General features: G+C 58.5%; 16 protein-coding genes. 3 read left to right on the top strand and 13 right to left on the bottom strand.

Annotated elements, in window-relative coordinates; all coding sequences use genetic code 11:
- Positions 1 to 23 precede the first annotated feature (23 nt).
- From hisD to Q0O99_RS07565, 4 genes are all read right to left on the bottom strand, one after another.
- On the bottom strand, positions 24 to 1343 hold the full coding sequence (gene hisD, locus Q0O99_RS07580) for a histidinol dehydrogenase (protein WP_293750071.1): 1320 nt from the start codon (positions 1341 to 1343) through the stop codon (positions 24 to 26).
- 29 nt (positions 1344 to 1372) lie between these two features.
- A complete protein-coding gene (locus tag Q0O99_RS07575; RefSeq protein ID WP_293750070.1) occupies positions 1373 to 2233 on the bottom strand; it encodes an ABC transporter permease subunit in 861 nt (286 codons plus the stop codon).
- On the bottom strand, positions 2226 to 3020 hold the full coding sequence (locus Q0O99_RS07570; RefSeq protein WP_293750068.1) for a taurine ABC transporter ATP-binding protein: 795 nt from the start codon (positions 3018 to 3020) through the stop codon (positions 2226 to 2228). The genes Q0O99_RS07575 and Q0O99_RS07570 overlap by 8 nt, the downstream gene beginning before the upstream one ends.
- A gap of 79 nt (positions 3021 to 3099) precedes the next feature.
- Positions 3100 to 4098, bottom strand: coding sequence for an ABC transporter substrate-binding protein (locus Q0O99_RS07565; RefSeq protein WP_293750067.1), 999 nt, complete (start codon positions 4096 to 4098; stop codon positions 3100 to 3102).
- Between the two features lie 279 nt (positions 4099 to 4377).
- Here Q0O99_RS07565 and Q0O99_RS07560 point away from each other — a divergent pair, with 279 nt between their 5' ends.
- Entirely contained in the window at positions 4378 to 5880 is a 1503-nt protein-coding gene (locus Q0O99_RS07560) for a PLP-dependent aminotransferase family protein (RefSeq protein ID WP_293750065.1), read from the top strand.
- A 144-nt stretch (positions 5881 to 6024) separates the two neighbouring features.
- Here the strand turns inward: Q0O99_RS07560 and slmA are convergent, their stop codons facing one another.
- The 4 genes from slmA to rfbB all read right to left on the bottom strand — a co-directional run bounded on the left by slmA (position 6025) and on the right by rfbB (position 9742).
- Positions 6025 to 6648 carry a nucleoid occlusion factor SlmA gene (gene slmA / locus Q0O99_RS07555; protein ID WP_293750063.1) on the bottom strand — a complete coding sequence of 208 codons (624 nt, stop codon included), beginning with the start codon at positions 6646 to 6648 and terminating at the stop codon, positions 6025 to 6027.
- Between the two features lie 43 nt (positions 6649 to 6691).
- Positions 6692 to 7591 carry an acetylglutamate kinase gene (gene argB / locus Q0O99_RS07550; RefSeq protein WP_293750061.1) on the bottom strand — a complete coding sequence of 300 codons (900 nt, stop codon included), beginning with the start codon at positions 7589 to 7591 and terminating at the stop codon, positions 6692 to 6694.
- Between the two features lie 68 nt (positions 7592 to 7659).
- Entirely contained in the window at positions 7660 to 8556 is an 897-nt protein-coding gene (gene rfbD, locus Q0O99_RS07545) for a dTDP-4-dehydrorhamnose reductase (RefSeq protein ID WP_293750059.1), read from the bottom strand.
- A gap of 79 nt (positions 8557 to 8635) precedes the next feature.
- Positions 8636 to 9742, bottom strand: a complete 1107-nt coding sequence (gene rfbB, locus Q0O99_RS07540; protein ID WP_293750057.1) for a dTDP-glucose 4,6-dehydratase — start codon at positions 9740 to 9742, stop codon at positions 8636 to 8638.
- Between the two features lie 157 nt (positions 9743 to 9899).
- On the opposite strand from rfbB, the gene Q0O99_RS07535 reads away from it, so the two are divergent.
- Complete coding sequence (locus Q0O99_RS07535) at positions 9900 to 10490, top strand: phasin family protein (protein ID WP_293750055.1); 591 nt, start codon at positions 9900 to 9902, stop codon at positions 10488 to 10490.
- A gap of 28 nt (positions 10491 to 10518) precedes the next feature.
- Positions 10519 to 11184: a TetR/AcrR family transcriptional regulator gene (locus Q0O99_RS07530; protein WP_293750053.1), complete on the top strand. Its 666-nt coding sequence runs from the start codon at positions 10519 to 10521 to the stop codon at positions 11182 to 11184.
- A gap of 32 nt (positions 11185 to 11216) precedes the next feature.
- Here the strand turns inward: Q0O99_RS07530 and Q0O99_RS07525 are convergent, their stop codons facing one another.
- The 5 genes from Q0O99_RS07525 to Q0O99_RS07505 all read right to left on the bottom strand — a co-directional run bounded on the left by Q0O99_RS07525 (position 11217) and on the right by Q0O99_RS07505 (position 16559).
- The gene (locus Q0O99_RS07525; RefSeq protein WP_293750051.1) at positions 11217 to 11984 is read right to left on the bottom strand and encodes a type III pantothenate kinase; all 768 of its coding nucleotides are present in this window, start codon (positions 11982 to 11984) and stop codon (positions 11217 to 11219) included.
- A gap of 46 nt (positions 11985 to 12030) precedes the next feature.
- Entirely contained in the window at positions 12031 to 12486 is a 456-nt protein-coding gene (locus Q0O99_RS07520) for a polymer-forming cytoskeletal protein (protein WP_293750050.1), read from the bottom strand.
- A gap of 33 nt (positions 12487 to 12519) precedes the next feature.
- Positions 12520 to 13461: a M23 family metallopeptidase gene (locus tag Q0O99_RS07515; RefSeq protein ID WP_293750048.1), complete on the bottom strand. Its 942-nt coding sequence runs from the start codon at positions 13459 to 13461 to the stop codon at positions 12520 to 12522.
- Positions 13462 to 13591: 130 nt separating this feature from the next.
- Positions 13592 to 15010 carry an amidase gene (locus Q0O99_RS07510; RefSeq protein WP_293750046.1) on the bottom strand — a complete coding sequence of 473 codons (1419 nt, stop codon included), beginning with the start codon at positions 15008 to 15010 and terminating at the stop codon, positions 13592 to 13594.
- Between the two features lie 49 nt (positions 15011 to 15059).
- Positions 15060 to 16559 carry a M81 family metallopeptidase gene (locus Q0O99_RS07505; RefSeq protein ID WP_293750044.1) on the bottom strand — a complete coding sequence of 500 codons (1500 nt, stop codon included), beginning with the start codon at positions 16557 to 16559 and terminating at the stop codon, positions 15060 to 15062.
- Position 16560 lies beyond the last annotated feature (1 nt).

Here is a 16560-nt window from a genome sequence, read left to right as displayed (position 1 = left end):
AGATGCTTGAGGACATGGCTTGATCAGTGTTGATGGCCAGCCAAGTTGCCCAGCTCAAAGGCCTCTTGCGGATAGTATTTTTTCAACCGGATGTCACCGGTGCGCGCATGTCCTTCCATGCCTTCAAGGCGCGAAATTCTGGCGGCAACCTGCCCTACGGCACGACTGGCGCTTTGCGTGAGACGTTGGTAGGTCACGGTTTTGATGAACTTGCCGACGCTCAGACCCCCTGAGTAGCGAGCAGCGCCACGTGTCGGCAGGATATGGTTCGGGCCAGCGCATTTATCGCCATAAGCCACCGTGGTTTCTTCACCCAAAAACAATGAACCGTAATTGGTCAGATGGCTCAACCACCAGTCAAGGTCTTTGGCGAAAACTTGTAAATGCTCCGGCGCGTATTGGTCACTGATCTCTACCATTTCCTCGCGGCTCCCGACCAACACGACCTCGCCATAATCACGCCATGCAGCCGTAGCTGCATTGCGGGCCAATTCGGGCAGTGCGGCAATCACGGAGGGCATGAGCTCTATGACTTTGAGCCCCAACTCACGTGACGTGGTGTACAGCCAGACCGGGGAATCCGGTCCATGCTCAGCTTGACCAGCAAGATCGGCTGCAACCAAATTCACATCGGCTGTTTCATCCGCAATGATGGCGGACTCTGTAGGTCCCGCCAGTACATCAATACCGATGCGGCCAAACAATGCGCGCTTGGCCTCTGCCACAAAGCGGTTGCCCGGGCCAACGATCACATCGGCAGCTTTGGGTGAATACAAACCATAGGCCATCGCAGCAATGCCTTGTACACCACCCAGTGCCAGCACAATGTCGGCACCACACAACTTCATGGTGTGCAAAATGGCGGGGTTGATGCCCGCATCCTTGTGACCCGGTGAGGTGGCCACAATGTTGGGCACACCAGCCACCTTGGCCGTGCAGACGCTCATGATGGCTGATGCAGCGTGAGCATATCTACCCCCTGGCACGTAGCAGCCAGCCGTATTGACCGGGATCAGTTTTTGCCCTGCAATCAGGCCATCTATCAGTTCGACTTCAAATTCATGCAGTGACTCCCGCTGACGTAAAGCGAAGTCCTTGATGCGAGCGTGCGCAAAGACGATGTCGTCTTTGACACCTTGTGATAACTTTTTTGATGCATTCACAAAGTCATCTTCACTCACCACGATACTGCCGTGCCAGCCGTCCAAGTCGCGCGCGTACTTTTCAACTGCTTCGCGGCCATTCTTTTGGATATCTGCCAGCAAAAGCTGCACCGTCTCTGAAGTTGCCGTGTCGATGGCCAGTTGCGAAGGGGTGGCTTTTTTCAAATATTCAATCGTCATGCCGTACTTTCAAAAAAGTTTGAAATGAATCACCCACGCCCCTTCCAGGGCACAACGCGTCGCTCAACAAAACGCACCAGGTGGTCAAAGGCATAAGCAATGATCGCGATCACCACAATCCCCATAATGACAATATCCGTTTGCAAAAACCTGGACGCTGACAAAACGGTGTACCCCAAGCCAGAGGTAGCGGCGACCATTTCGGCAGCCACCAGCGTCGTCCAGCCAAAGCCAATGCCAACGCGCATCGCAGTAATGATCTCTGGCATCGCTGCCGGCAAAATGACCATACGAATCACTTGCCAGCGCGTCGCTCCGAATGAATAGGCGGCATGAATCTGCTCTATGGCTGCCGACCTAACGCCTGCGCGCGCCCCCAATACCAACGGTGCGAGCACCGACAGGAAGATCAGCAGTACCTTGGATAACTCATCAATGCCAAACCAGATGATCATGAGCGGCAGATAGGCCAGTGGTGGAATTGGGCGATAGAATTCAATCGGTGGATCAAAAATACCGCGTGCAAGCGGGCTCATGCCCATTGCAATGCCCAGAGGAATCCCGATCACGCAGGCGAGCAAGAATGCGCCAAAAACCCGCAGAGTGCTGATCCATGTATGTTCCCAAAAGCTGACGCCCGTAAACCCGTCTCTCAGCATGGTCGTAAGAGCATTGATCACGTCCATCGGGGAAGGTAAGAAAAGCGGCTTGATGAAGCCGGCATAGGTGACAAACCACCAGAAAAAAATCAGGCAAGCAATCACGAACGCACTGATTTTTAAGCTATCGCCTTGGCCAGGTACGCCATATATTTCGCCGGGCTTGGCTGGCTTTGCCTTCATGAGGACAGACAAAAAGGCAGTACCGGAATTTGTGTGGGCATCACTCATCAAGGGCTCCTGCTTCGTCAGCAAAGATAATTTTCAAAATCTCTTCTCTGAGGGCAATAAACTCTGTAGAGGCTTTAATCTCTCGCGCATTACCAGTCTCAAAATAGCGCCGGCTAAATGGCAAGTCGAAAACATGCGAAATGCGGCCAGGGCGAGGTGACATGACGATCAGCTTGGTGCCCATAAACAGGGCTTCCTCTACGCTGTGGGTGATGAAAAACACCATCTTTCCGGTGTCGCGCCAAACTTTCAAAATCAGCTCTTGCGCGCGCTCTCGCGTCAGCGCATCTAGCGCGCCCAACGGTTCGTCCATGAGCAAAATTGCTGGGTCACTGGTCAGCGCCCGGGCAATACCAACACGCTGCTGCATACCGCCCGAAAGCTCATAGGTGGCAGATTGCTCAAACTGCTCCAGGCCGAGTAACTTGATGAAGTCTCGCGCAATGCTTTCGCGCTTGGCTTTGTCGTGACCTTGAATTTTCAAGCCGAAAGCGACGTTTTCCAGCACGTTGAGCCAAGGTAATAACGCATGCTTTTGAAACACCACCGAACGGTCAGCACCGGGCCCAGTGACGACGCGGCCATTGAGAGAAATTTCACCCTCGCTGGGCGCCATGAATCCGGCAATGAGATTGAGCAGAGTTGATTTGCCGCATCCCGATGCCCCCAATGCCACCACAAACTCTTTCTCAAGAATTTCGAGATTGATGTTTTTAAGAGCGTGAACAGGCGGCTTACCAGGAACCGGATAAAACACCGAAGCGTTTTTGATGGCAAGTGCAGTCATGGTGGGTCTCAAGGGTTTTGTGTCGCGTGTTGACCAAGCCGGCGCAGGTCAGGCCAACACGCGATGCATGCGAAGCCAATTACCTGCCTGCAGCCGCTCTTGCAAATTCAGGGTTGATAAATTTGCTGTAATCGTCTGCCGTCCTGGCGATGCGGCCCGCGCCCTTGAGGAATTCGGCGGTGGACTTGATGGTGGTGGCTGCACCGCCGCCCATCCAGGTGGCGGACATGACCAGATTTCCGTCTGGGTAAGTCGTGCCATCGAGCATGGGCACCACTGCTGCAGAAGTCACACCCACATTGGCCGCCACGGCCTTGACTTTGGGCGAATCCGCGTTCCATGCGGCCTTGTTGCGGTGGTAGTCGGTATTGATCTCATTCATGGCTTTCAGGAAGGCGATCAACCCTGTGCGATTGGCTGCCGAAAATTTGTTGGTAGCTACCCAGGCATTGAAGGTGGGAAAGCCTGTCTTGGCAACTTCACCTGCGGTAACCATGACCTTGCCGTTTTCACGCAATTTGGCTTGAACAGGAACCCAAACAAAAGCCGCATCAATGTCGTTTCGCGCCCACGCTGCGGCGATTTCGGCTGGCGACATGCCGAGTATGGAGACGTCTTTTTCAGTCATGCCATACATCTTCAGTGCGCCCATGAGGGAGAAATGCGCGGTGGAGCCAATCGGCACCGCAATGCGCTTGCCTTTCAGGTCAGCAGGTTTGTCAATGCCTGAACCATTACGGGTGACCAATGCTTCGGAGCTGTCAATGACTTTGCCAAAGGAGATCACCTGATAATCAATTCCGGAGCTCAGGCCGGCTGAGAGTGGCGAAGAGCCGATTTCAGAAATTTGAATGCCGCCAGAGGCCATTGCTGCGTTGACTTCTGCGCCCGAGGCGAACTGACGCCATTCAATGGTCCAACCGGTCGCCTTGTCCAGCGTCCCATCAGCAATTAGCGCTTTGTAAGGTAACGGGTCACCAAAGTGGCCGATCACCACCTTGGTTTGCACTACGGCAAGAGACACGAGACCGAAAGTAAATGCTGAGCCGACTAGCAGTGTTTTGAGCAGATTTTTCATGGTGTTTTTTCAGTAAAAAAGTTGCGGGAATTTGGTGGACTGAAATCGGTTCACATGCTCTCATCACACATGACCTCAATCAATGGTAGATAAAGCTATTTTTTAAAAATAGTGCCAGATTAAATTTTGTATAGTGCCAAAATTCAATAAGTTGAAATTTTGTTGGCTTCACTAACAAAACCTCAGACCCACCCTTAAATAATTCCGGGTTAACCCTTGCTTGATGCCTGCGTATCAACCAGGTGTCGCCTCAATCACAGTGTTGAACAGGAAAAAAGCATGCGGCAAAAACAGGAAATCACTGATATTTGGGCCAAACTTTTTCCAAAATTTTCTGGCAACAGTGCCACGCTTCAAGGTCGAGTGCGAGAGATGATGGTGCACTCCATTTTGATGGGCCTCATTCCGCCTGGCGCAAAAGTTCCAACCAGTCGCGCGCTGTCGAGTGCCTTGGGCTTGTCTCGCAACACGGTTTCACTGGCTTTACAAGTGCTCGTTGACAAGGGGTTTCTGATTGCCAGTCCTCGAAGTGGGCTGATCGTCAATGGCGATATTTTGCTTGGCCAGGTAGACCGATCGCCCCCTTCAGAGCCTGTAACCGCAGGCTTGAAGTGGTCTGAGCGGTTTAAATCGCACCTGATCAATCAGCGCAACATCATCAAACCCGCTAACTGGCAGGATTACGCTTATCCTTTTGTTTATGGCCAATTTGACGCAAGCTTGGTGCCGCTCAAAGAATGGCGCGCCTGCTCTCACCAAGCCTTGTTTGTACCGGCTGTCAAGAAATGGGCTCAGAACCATATTGACCGCGACTCTGAGGCCTTGGTGGAGCAGATTCAACACCGATTGTTGCCAGCAAGAGGCATCATGGCCAGGCGCGATGAAATTCTTGTGACCGCAGGCTCGCAAATGGCCTGCTACCTGTTGGCCAATGTGTTGGTCGATAAAAAAACCGTTGTTGGCATAGAAGACCCTGGGTACCCGGATGCGCGCAATAATTTTTTGCTGCGCAGCGACCATGTCAAAGCACTGCCCATGGATGCCGACGGACTGACTGCCTCTCGTGCCATGGGGCAATGTGCCTATGTTTTCGTGACCCCCAGTCATCAGTGCCCCACCACCGTCACCATGCCATTGAGTCGCAGACAGGAGATCTTGGGGTTGGCCAAAAAACGTGATGTTGTTTTATTCGAAGACGACCATGAGAGTGAATTGAACTTTTCCGGTCGCCCTCTGCCTGCGCTGAAAAGCCTGGATACGGATGGTCGGGTTATTTACCTTGGCAGCCTGTCCAAAACACTGGTGCACGGCCTGAGAATTGGCTATATCGTTGCACCTGCTGAATTGATACGCGAGCTTCGGGCCTTGCGTCGATTGATCATGCGCCATGAAGCCACCAACAACTCGCACACAGCCAGCTTGTTTATTGCACAAGGGCACCACGATGCATTTATGCGCAAGTTGAACGTGACTTACAAAGAGCGGCGCGAAATTTTGACCAGTGCATTTTCAAAATATTTGCCAGATTTTGAAATCGTTCCCTCACAAGGAGGTTCTGGCGCCTGGATCAAGGGGCCTGAGAGTTTGAACAGCCAGTCTTTGGCAGATTTATGCGCTACTCGTGGCGTCTTGATTGAGCCAGGTGATATTTTCTTCAGTAAATCATCGAACAAGAACCAAGCTTACTTTCGCTTAGGGTATTCAGCCATCCATGGCTCATTGATCGATGCTGGTGTGCGTGAAATCCAACAAGCTTTCAAAGACATCAAGATGAATTCATGACGCCACTTGAAACAAGTCGCCTACGGGCAGGCTCTGGTCTATTGGCGGAAAAAGGTCGCCGTCCTGCCAAGCGAGCTGCCCATGGCTTGCAAATTAACCACTTAAGTTGCAAGCCCTCTGACTCAAGGCAGAACCAAAGCTTGCTTAAATCATCCGCACCAACGCCGCCTGCAAATGCTCAGATGGCAAACGCTTGAAGCCCGAATGGGCAAAGCGCTGCAAGCGCCCCTGAATGAACGCCACCAAGATGGATGCGGTCACTTGGGCATCGGATGTGAACGTGGCGGATCCGGTGCCTTTGAGAGATTGGCGCAGTTGCGCTTCGATCTTGTCAAACAGCAAGTTGATGCGCTCTTGCAAGCGCTCGTGCTCCAGTACCAGCGCGTCGCCGTTCATGACGCGGCACATGCCAGGGTTCTTTTCGGCAAATTGCAGCAGCAGCGCCACGATGCGACTGGCTTGTTGCAGACCGGCGGGTTCACGGTCGGTCACTTGACGGATCAGGCCCATGACGGACTGGTCCACAAAGTCGATCAGGCCTTCGAACATTTGCGCCTTGCTGGCAAAGTGCCGGTACAAGGCCGCTTCGCTCACGCCAATTTTGGTGGCCAGGCCTGCAGTGGTGACGCGTTCAGCACCAGGCTGCTCAAGCATGGCCACCAGGGTTTGCAATATCTGCAACCGGCGCTCTCCGGGGCGTGGCCGCTTGCGTGCCGGCGTCGCTTCCTCGTCACGCTCGTGCTCTGAAGATGGATCTGAATCTGACATGTCTTCCCTTTGTTGAGTCGCCGCTCTTGCTGTCGGTCTGGTTTTATCGGCTGCGGATCATGGTGCCAAAAGCCTGCTCGGACAGCACCTCAAGCAGCATGGCGTGGGGCACGCGGCCGTCGATGATGTGCACCGCGTTGACGCCGCTCTTGGCCGCATCGAGTGCACCCGCAATTTTGGGGATCATGCCGCCGCTGATGGTGCCGTCGGCACACAGCTCGTCAATGCGGTTGGGCGTCAGATCGGTAAGCAGGTTGCCTTCTTTATCGAGCACGCCACGGATGTTGGTGAGCATGAGCAACTTTTCGGCTTGCAGCACGGCGGCCAGTTTGGCGGCCACCACGTCGGCGTTGATGTTGTAGCTTTCGTTGTTGATGCCAAAACCAATGGGGCTGACCACGGGAATGAAGGCGTCGTCTTGCAGGCATTGCAGGATAGAGGGGTCGATGCTTTCGATCTCGCCGACCTGGCCCACATCGTGTTCTTTGCTCGGGTCTTGGGCATCCACCAGGCGCAGCTTTTTCGCGCGGATCAAGCCGCCGTCACGGCCCGTCAGGCCCACGGCTTTGCCGCCTGCGCGGTTGATCATGCCCACGATGTCTTGCTGCACTTCGCCGCCCAGCACCCACTCCACGACTTCCATGGTTTCGGCATCGGTCACGCGCATGCCCTGAATGAATTCGCCGGTTTTACCCAAACGCTTCAAAGCCGTTTCGATTTGCGGGCCGCCGCCGTGCACCACCACCGGGTTCATGCCCACCAGCTTGAGCAGCACCACGTCTTCGGCAAAGGCTTGCTGCAGGGCCGGATCGGTCATGGCGTTGCCGCCGTATTTGATGACCAGCGTCTTGCCATGGAACTTGCGGATGTAAGGCATGGCCTGCGCCAGGATCTGGGCTTGGTCATGCGGTGCAACGGTGGAGGCAGCGGTGGTGTCGGTCATGGTGCGAAACGGGGTTGTCGAAGAAGGTTCACAAAGTTCAGGAGATTGTGCCGCAAGCCCAAGACAGCTCAGAGAATCTCGGCCAGCATGCGGTTGACACCTTGTTGCCACGGCGGCAGCACCAGCCCAAAGGCCAGTTGCAGCTTGTGGGTGTCTAAACGTGAATTCAAAGGCCGCTTGGCAGGCGTCGGGAAAGCCGAAGTGGGCACGGGGGCGATGTCGGTCACTTTCAAAGCCAGTACCGGCTGGATCTGCCGGGCCTGAGCGATCACATGGCTGGCGTAACCATGCCAGCTGGTCTCTCCCGCAGCCACCAAGTGGTAAGTGCCGGACAGGCCCGCTGCCGGGTCAGTCATGGCAATCACCAAAGCATGTGACGTCACATCGGCGATCAGGTCTGCTCCGGTAGGTGCGCCGTGTTGGTCATCGATCACCGTCAGGCGCTCGCGTTCACCGGCCAAGCGCAGCATGGTCTTGGCAAAGTTGCCGCCCCGCGCCGCATAGACCCAGCTGGTGCGGAAAATCAGGTGTTTGCACCCACTGGCCACAATGGCTTGCTCGCCCTCGAGTTTGGTCTGACCGTACACGCTGAGCGGCCCGGTGGCGTCGCCTTCTCGCCAAGGCTGGACGCCCTGGCCATTGAACACGTAATCGGTGGAGTAATGCACCAACCAGGCACCCACTTGAGCGGCGGCCTGCGCCAGTGCGGCGGGGGCGGTGGCGTTGAGGCAGCGGGCCAGGTCGGGCTCAGACTCGGCCTTGTCCACAGCCGTGTGGGCGGCGGCGTTGACGATCACGTCGGGCCGCCAGTCACGCACCGTTTGCGCCAGGCGCTCCGGGTGGCTCAAGTCACCGCAAAAGTCTGTGCTGTGCCGGTCCAGCGCCAACACTGGGCCCAAGGGGGCCAGGCTGCGCTGCAGCTCCCAACCCACTTGGCCGTTTTTGCCCAAAAGCAGAATTTTCAAAAAAGGCTCCCAAAGTCATCGCGAGGAGCGAAGCGAGGTGGCGATCCATGGATGGCCGCACTGCGCTCGCCATGACGCATCATGCGTACTGCTTGTTCACCCAGTCTCGGTAAGCACCGCTTTGCACATGGCTGACCCATTGAGGGTTGGCCAAATACCACTGCACGGTTTTGCGGATGCCGGTTTCAAAGGTCTCGGCCGGCTTCCAGCCCAACTCGGCTTCGAGCTTGCGCGCATCAATCGCATAACGTCGGTCGTGGCCGGGGCGGTCGGTCACGTAGCTGATTTGCTGGGCATAGGGCTGGCCATCAGCTCGGGGGCGCAACTCGTCCAGCAGCGCGCACACCGTTTTGACAATCTCGATGTTGGGCTTTTCGTTCCAGCCGCCCACGTTGTAGGTCTCGCCCAGACGCCCAGCCTCGAGCACACGGCGAATCGCACTGCAGTGGTCCTTGACGTAGAGCCAGTCGCGGATCTGCATGCCGTCGCCGTACACCGGCAAGGGCTTGCCCGCCAGCGCATTGACGATCATCAGCGGGATGAGTTTTTCAGGGAAATGGAACGGGCCGTAGTTATTGCTGCAATTGGTGGTGAGCACCGGCAGGCCATAGGTGTGGTGCCAGGCGCGCACCAGGTGGTCGCTGGCAGCCTTGCTCGCGCTGTAGGGGCTGTTGGGCTCGTAGCGGTGGGTTTCACTGAAGGCTGGGTCGTCTTTGGCCAGTGAGCCGTAGACCTCGTCGGTGGACACGTGCAAAAACCGAAAGTCCTTCCTCGTGGGAGCGGTCTCTGACCGCGAAGGCGCTTGTTCGGGGTCAGAGTCCGCACCCACGGGTAGGGTGCCCCAGTACCCGCGCACCGACTCCAGCAATCGGAAGGTGCCCACGATGTTGGTTTCGATGAAGTCTCCCGGGCCATGGATGGAGCGGTCCACATGGCTTTCGGCGGCGAAGTTGAGCACAGCGCGGGGTTGGTGCTCGGCCAGCAAGCGGTTGACCAGTTCGGCGTCACCGATGTCGCCTTGCACAAAGACATGCCGCGCATCGCCTTGCAGGCTGGACAAGGATTCCAGATTGCCCGCGTAGGTGAGTTTGTCGAGGTTGATGATGGGCTCTTGACTGGATGCCAGCCAGTCCAGCACAAAGTTGGCGCCGATGAATCCGGCTGCGCCGGTGACAAGAAGGGTCATGGATGAAATCTGCTCAAGGGTGCCACGGGAGGCTGCACCAACAAATGCCGATTTTAGAAGCATCGCCGAGCGATTCTGGCAAACAGCGGCTGGCTGCAACCCAGTGCCCAAAGCGGCGGCATCAGGTTACAGTGGCGGACTGTTCAGGAAGTGCACCATGGCCTCATCAAAAGACACCCCCCACAAGACCCACCCCAAGGCCGACGCCTCCGACAGCCTGGCGCCGCCGGCGCAGCATGTTTGGCTGGCCGGCTTGGGAGCGCTGGCCAAAGCGCAGCAAGAAGGCAGCAAAGCGATCGAGGCGCTGGTCAACGACGGACTGGCCTTACAGCGCAAAAGCCAGTCCGAGGCGCAACAACGCCTGCAAGAGGCCACCGAACGCCTGAGCCACATGGCGACCGACTTTGGTCAACCCGCCTCGGGGCGGGTGGACAAGCTGGAACACCTGTTTGAAGACCGCGTGGCCAAGGCCTTGCATCGGCTGGGCATGCCCTCGCTGCTGGACATCCAGATGCTCAACGACCGCGTGACCCAACTCGAAACGCAATGGCTCGCCATGAGCCGCAGCAAAGGGCTGCAAGGCCAGGCTGCCGCGAAAAAGGCCAAGCCCTTGTCGAAATCGGCACGCCAAGTCTCGGCCAAACCCTTGGTCAACTCTGTGGGCAAAACAGCCGTAAAAACTGCCACCAAATCCGCCCCCAATACTTCATCGGCCAGCGCCAAAAAGCAGCGCAGCAAATCGGCCTGATCGGCCTGGCCCACGCCGCTGACTTGCCATGGCCAAAAAAGCCCCCCGCCGCACCGCTGAGCGCATCGCCGAGGTGACGCTGGGCCTGTTCAACCGGTTCGGCGAACCGAATGTGTCAACCACGCTGATCTCGGCCGAACTGAGCATCAGCCCCGGCAACCTTTACTACCACTTTGCCTCCAAGGACGCGCTGGTCAACCACCTATTTGACCAGTACGAGCGCGCCATGTTGGCCCTGTTGGATGCTGCGCCGGATGTGCGCGACATTGAGGACGCCTGGTTTTTTCTGCACTCGCTTTTTGAGCGCGTCTGGAACCACCGATTTTTGTACCGCGACCTGAACAACTTGTTGTCGGGCAACCGGCATCTGGAAATGCATTTTCACGCCGTGCTCACGCGCAAGACCCATGCGTTTCGGCAGATGCTGGAGTCACTTGCGGCATCGGGTCTGATGCGCATCGACCCGGACAGCGTCGAAACCCTGTCGGCCAGCATGACGGTGATGGTGACGTATTGGCTGAGCTACGAGTATGTTCGAGACCCACGACACGCTATGGAGCCCGCCAACGCAGGTTTGGCCCTGACCCGGGGGGCTCAGCACGTGCTGGCCTTGCTCACGCCTTATATGGCCAGCGCTGACTTGCAAAATCACCTGCACGGCCTGAGCACAGCCTACAGCGCGACTCAGCGTTGACCCAGCGCCTGACGCACGCTGCGCTGCGGCCTTCAGGCAAAGCGCGATGCGGCTATGGCCAAGAGACCATCGAAAATCAGGTTGTCCACCAGCTCGAACTGCACCGACATGCTCGGGGCCATTTTCCAGCCTGCACCGCCCGTCATGATGCACACCGGCTCCAAGTGGGTGTGGTCTCGCAGGTGCTGCACCATGCGCTCGCACGCCCCGGCAATGGCGTAAGTTCCACCGCTGGTCAGGGCGTCGCTGGTGTTGGTAGGAAAGTGGGTCACCTCGCCCGTGGGCACATGCAACCCGGCTGTACCCGACTCGAGGGCACGCAACATGATGCCGTGGCCCGGCAGGATCAGGCCGCCTAAAAAGCGCCCTTCGGCGTCGATGGCCTCCACCGTGACGGCTGTGCCCACCATGACCACCACCAGCGGGCGCGCAGGTCCTCCCTGCGCCAGCATGCGCTGGCGCGCACCAATCATGGCCACCCAACGGTCTGCACCCAAGCGCGAGGGATGGTCGTAGCCGTTGACGAGCCCGGCTTCTTGCAAGCTGGGCACCACCCACTGGGGCGGGAAGTCCCACAAATCCATTTGCTCTTGCACGCGGCGCTTGATGGCATCACCCGCCACCACGCAGCCGAGCATATGGTGAGGCACTGGCAACTGGGCCCAAGGGCCTTCCGAAAGCCGGTCGATGTTTTCAAGGAATTCGGCGCCATGGGCCACCAATTCAGCACGGGGACTGGGTTGCTCGTACAACGCCCATTTCAGGCGGGTATTGCCTACGTCGATGGCTAAAAATGTCATTCGCCGATGATAATGATTTTTGCCCGTCGCCCAGTTGGACCGAGCATCACTCCATCTGACCTGCCGTTTTGGCTTTGCGGATGACGGCCTGCGCGTCACGGTCCGAACGATTGGGCGCGTTGACAGATTCAACTTGGAGCATCAAGCCCAACAAGCGCGCGCCATGCTCGACCGCCATGGAGGCATATTTGATATCGCCTTGCACCAGCGCACTGGCCATGAGCTCCACCCGCTCAAAGCCATGCAGGTTGCCCGAGACTTTGCCCGCGACGATGATGCGGCTGGCCACCACGTCACCTTGAATCTCGCCATGGGGGCCGATCACCACCGAAATGGCCGCGTCTTTGGACGCTTCGATGTTGCCCACCACCTTGCCGTCGATCCGCACGCTTTCATTGAGCTTGAGGCAGCCATGGATTTCGGCATTTCGCCCAATCAAGGTGTCAAATTTCTCCTGCCCCATGACCAGTGGGGTGATCTTGGTTTTCTTGGTTCCGAACATGGGTTACTCCTCTTTTAATGTATCGGAGCCGCTTCAGGAGCGGCCCCAGGCGGCCAATGCCTTGACAGGATGCAAGGCTCGACCATTGAAAATGACTTCGTAATGCAGGTGAGGCCCGGAAGAGCGCCCCGTGTTACCCAAGGTGCCCACGGTTTGCTGCGGCGCAATGACTTGCCCCGCTTGCACGTGGATGGCCTGCAGGTGAGCATAGCGGGTCACAAAACCATCAACGTGCTCAATGTCCACCACGTTGCCGTAGGCTCCCGCATGCTCTGCCCGCAGCACCATACCTGGCGCCGTAGACAAAACCGGTGTGCCGACCGGCGCCACGAAGTCGATGCCTTCGTGCCTGCTGGGCAAGCGTGTCATCGGGTCGACCCGAAAACCAAAACCACTGGTCACCGCGAAGTCGCCGGAAATGGGCAACAAGGTGGGCAACAAGTCCATGCGCCCCAGGTCTTTTTGCCACCGGTTTTGCATGTCTCGCATGGCTGCGTCGTATCGCTGCGCTTTTTGCAAAGACTGGTCAATCTGAGCTTTGAGCGTCACATCGCCCACGCTCCACATGGACCACAAGTTCATGGGACCACCACGACCCAGCAAGCCATCGACTGGCACCGAGGGCGAAAAAGACAAAAGCTTTTCAAGGCCAAGGCGACCCAAGGCCTGGTTTTTCAGCCGCTCCAATTGCGTCAGTCGATCGGTCACGCTGCTCAGCTGACGGTCCAGTTCATCGAGCTTGCCCCGGTAATCGGCCTCGATCTTTTGCTGCTCGCTGTGGCTGGTGACACCCCCCATGCGATGGGCCCATTTGGGCGCATACTCCACGGCCACCCGCAAGCCGATCAAATTGAACACAAAACCCAACACCACCAGAAAAGCGGATACGGTCGCCACGGCCATCAACACCGTGCGAGTGGTGATCGAAATGGTGACCACTTTGGCGGCAGGTCCTGCTACCCAAATCAATTGCATTGCTGCCCCCTGAAAACGCCACGACTCCCAAACAATGCTCTGAATGGGTCAGCCGATTATTAGACCAAAAGAATGGGTCAAATCAATTGGGGCGACACCGGGGTGGTCCGTCGGTCGACAAGCGGCAGTTTCAAATGCTCGGGCGCACCACCGGTTGAACCGATTCATAAGCCCGTGCGGCGCGCAACACCAGCGCGTCGCCAAACATCGGCCCCACGATCTGCAAGCCCATGGGCAAGCCACTTTGGGTCAGGCCACAAGGCACAGTGATGGCGGGCTGCTGCGTCAAGTTGAAGGGGTAGCTGAAAGGCGTCCAGCCAAGCATGGATACCGGGTCGATGGTGACCGTTCCGGCTGCACGCGCCTCAAAAGCCGGGATGGACACCGCAGGCGTGACCAGCAAGTCAAAGCGCTGCATGAACTGGCGCATGTGCGAGCCCAACACGCCACGGCGTTGGTTGAGTTGTTGGATTTGCAAGGCGCTCAGTTGCTCACCCAGCTCGGCCTCGGTTTGGAAGTCGGGGTCGGCCACTGCCTGCTGCGCGGTGCTCAAGCCCTTCCAGACGGTGTAGGCGCCCAAAAACCAGAGCCCGGTGGTGATGTCCAGCGGGTCCTCGAAGCCGGGGTCGATCTGCTCCACATGCGCGCCCAGGGCCTGCAGTTGCTGCACGGCGGCATCCACCGCAGCGGCGATTTCGGGGTGCACGTTTTTCGCATAGCCCAGGGTGGGCGAATAGGCGATCCGAAGGCCGCGAACACCATCTTCCAGGCCCAAGGTGTAGTCGCTGGCGTCGGGCGGCAGCGATGTCCAGTCGCGGGCATCGGGTTGCTTGAGCACGTTGGTCATCAAGGCGGCGTCGCGCACGCTCATGGTGTGCGGTCCCAAATGCGCCACCGAGCCAAAAGGTGACAGGGGGTAGGCCGGCACGCGGCCAAAGCTGGGTTTGAGGCCCACGTTGCCGCAAAAGGCCGCCGGAATCCGCACACTTCCCGCGCCGTCGGTGCCCACGCCAATGGGACCTAGGCCTGCAGCAACGGCAGCCGCCGTGCCGCCCGAGGAGCCACCGGGGGTGTGGTTCAGGTTCCAGGGGTTGCGCGTGATGCCGGTGGCGGGCGAGTTGGTCTCGCCCTTGCAACCAAATTCGGGCGTGGTGGTTTTGCCCAGCAACACGGCTCCGGCCTCGCGCAGGCGGGCGGTGGCTGGGGCGTCGACATCCCAGGGCTGGTTCGGGTCAACCGTGCGGCTGCCGCGCAGGGTGGGCCAACCTTGGGTCAGGATCAGGTCTTTGATGGAGGTGGGCACACCGTCCAAAGCGCCCACGGGCGTGCCTTGCTGACGGTGTGCTTGCCAACGCGCTTCGCTGGCGCGGGCGCTGGCCAGAGCCGCTTTTTCGTCCACCCAACAGAAGGCGTTGATTTGCGGGTTGACGCGCTCGATGCGCGAAAGCACCGCTTGCGTGACTTCAACCGGTGAGGCCTGGCCACTGCGGTACAGCGCCAGCAGTTCGTGGGCCGGGGCCTGGGTCAGGTCTAGGGGTGTCGCGCTCATGGGTTGTGCCTCTTCAAAAAATGATCAAAAGCCCGGCCGTCAAGCCACTTCAAGGTCGGGTGCGGGTGTTGGGGCTGAGTTTTTTCCAGGACAAGTCGCCCGGATCGGCGGCCATGGGGCCAGCCGCTTTGGCCACCAGCACGCGGCTGGCCATCGGCGTGAAGTCGGCCCGAAAATGGTTAGAGCTTTTGACCACGAGCAGCTTCATTTGCTCGGGGTGGATGCCCACGGCGCGAAACAGTTCGCGGTCAAGCATCTGGCATTTGCCGCTGGACACGGCGATCAGCACGCCATCGATTTCGAGGCAGGCGCAAGGACCGATGTGGGCTTTCATGCCGGTCATCATCGGGCCTTTGAGTTCGCAGTAATCTGGCCCCAAAGCCCGCACCGTGAAGCGCCCCTGTAAGGGCGGGTCACTCGCCAGGCCCGTGAAGGTGGGCACGGCCTTGCCCAAAGCCAGTTGCAGGCTGGCCCCCACCCCTGCGGCGTGGGCCATGCGGGCGGCTTCAGGGTCGTACAACAAACCCAGCGCCACTTGGCCGGGCCAGCACTGACCCGCGCCTTGTTGCAGCAGGGCATGCAGCATGCCGGTGGTGTTGCTGTCGCCGCCAGCGCCGGGGTTGTCTTGCGTGTCGGCCACGACCACGGGGGCTGCAGACACCTCGGCGGTGGCCAGAGCCTGCGCAACGGCCTCGCGGGCAGGCAGCACATCGGGACGCCATTGGCCGGGTTCGGCCACGCGCTCGAACAAGCGCTGCACGGCCGTTTCAGCCTGCGGGCCGTGGCCCCAAACCACGGGACCGCATTCGGCAAAGTCAGACGCCGGAAAACCCATGCAAAAACTGAGCATGCAGCCGGTTTGCGACTCCAGCGCAATCATCTCGTCATACAGGTCGTTGGCCGGGGCCATCCAGGTACTTTGGGCGTTGAGCGGAATCAAGAACGGCAAGCGACGCGCGTGCATCGGGCGCTTGCCACCCGCGCGAAAATGCTCGCGCAGCAGCAGGGCGGCCCGCTCGCCGGTATCTGCCATGTCGATGTGCGGGTAGGTGCGGTAGGCCACCAGGCCATCGGACAGCTGCAGCATGCGCTCGGTCACGTTGGCGTGCAGGTCCAGGCTGGCCACAATGGGCAGTTTGGGGCCCACCACGGCGCGGATGCGTGCGATCAGTTCGCCTTCGCTGTCGTCGGCGTTTTCGGCCACGGCTGCGCCATGCAAATCCAGGTACACACCGTCAAGGCCCTGCACCAAGGCCGCTCGCACGTCTTCCAGGATGGCGCCGCAAATGCGCTCGAACGCATCTTGCGTCACATAAGAAGACGGCGTGGCACCGGCCCAAGCCGAAGGCACCAACTGCCAGCCTTCGCGCCGCGCTGCATCGATGAAGCCGCCTGCCGGAATGTTCACGCCCGTCATCTGGTCCAGCATGGCTTGCCCACGCACATAGGCCGGAAAAGCCTCGCCGCTTTGGAAGGCGGCCCAATCGGCCAGGCTGGGGGCAAAGGTGTTGGTCTCGTGCTGGTAACCAGCGATCAGGATGCGGGTCATG

It is taken from the genome of Limnohabitans sp. Rim8 (assembly GCF_945901735.1).
In the GTDB taxonomy this organism is placed as follows: Bacteria; Pseudomonadota; Gammaproteobacteria; order Burkholderiales; family Burkholderiaceae_C; genus Limnohabitans_A.
This window is presented reverse-complemented; position numbering and strand designations above follow the sequence as displayed.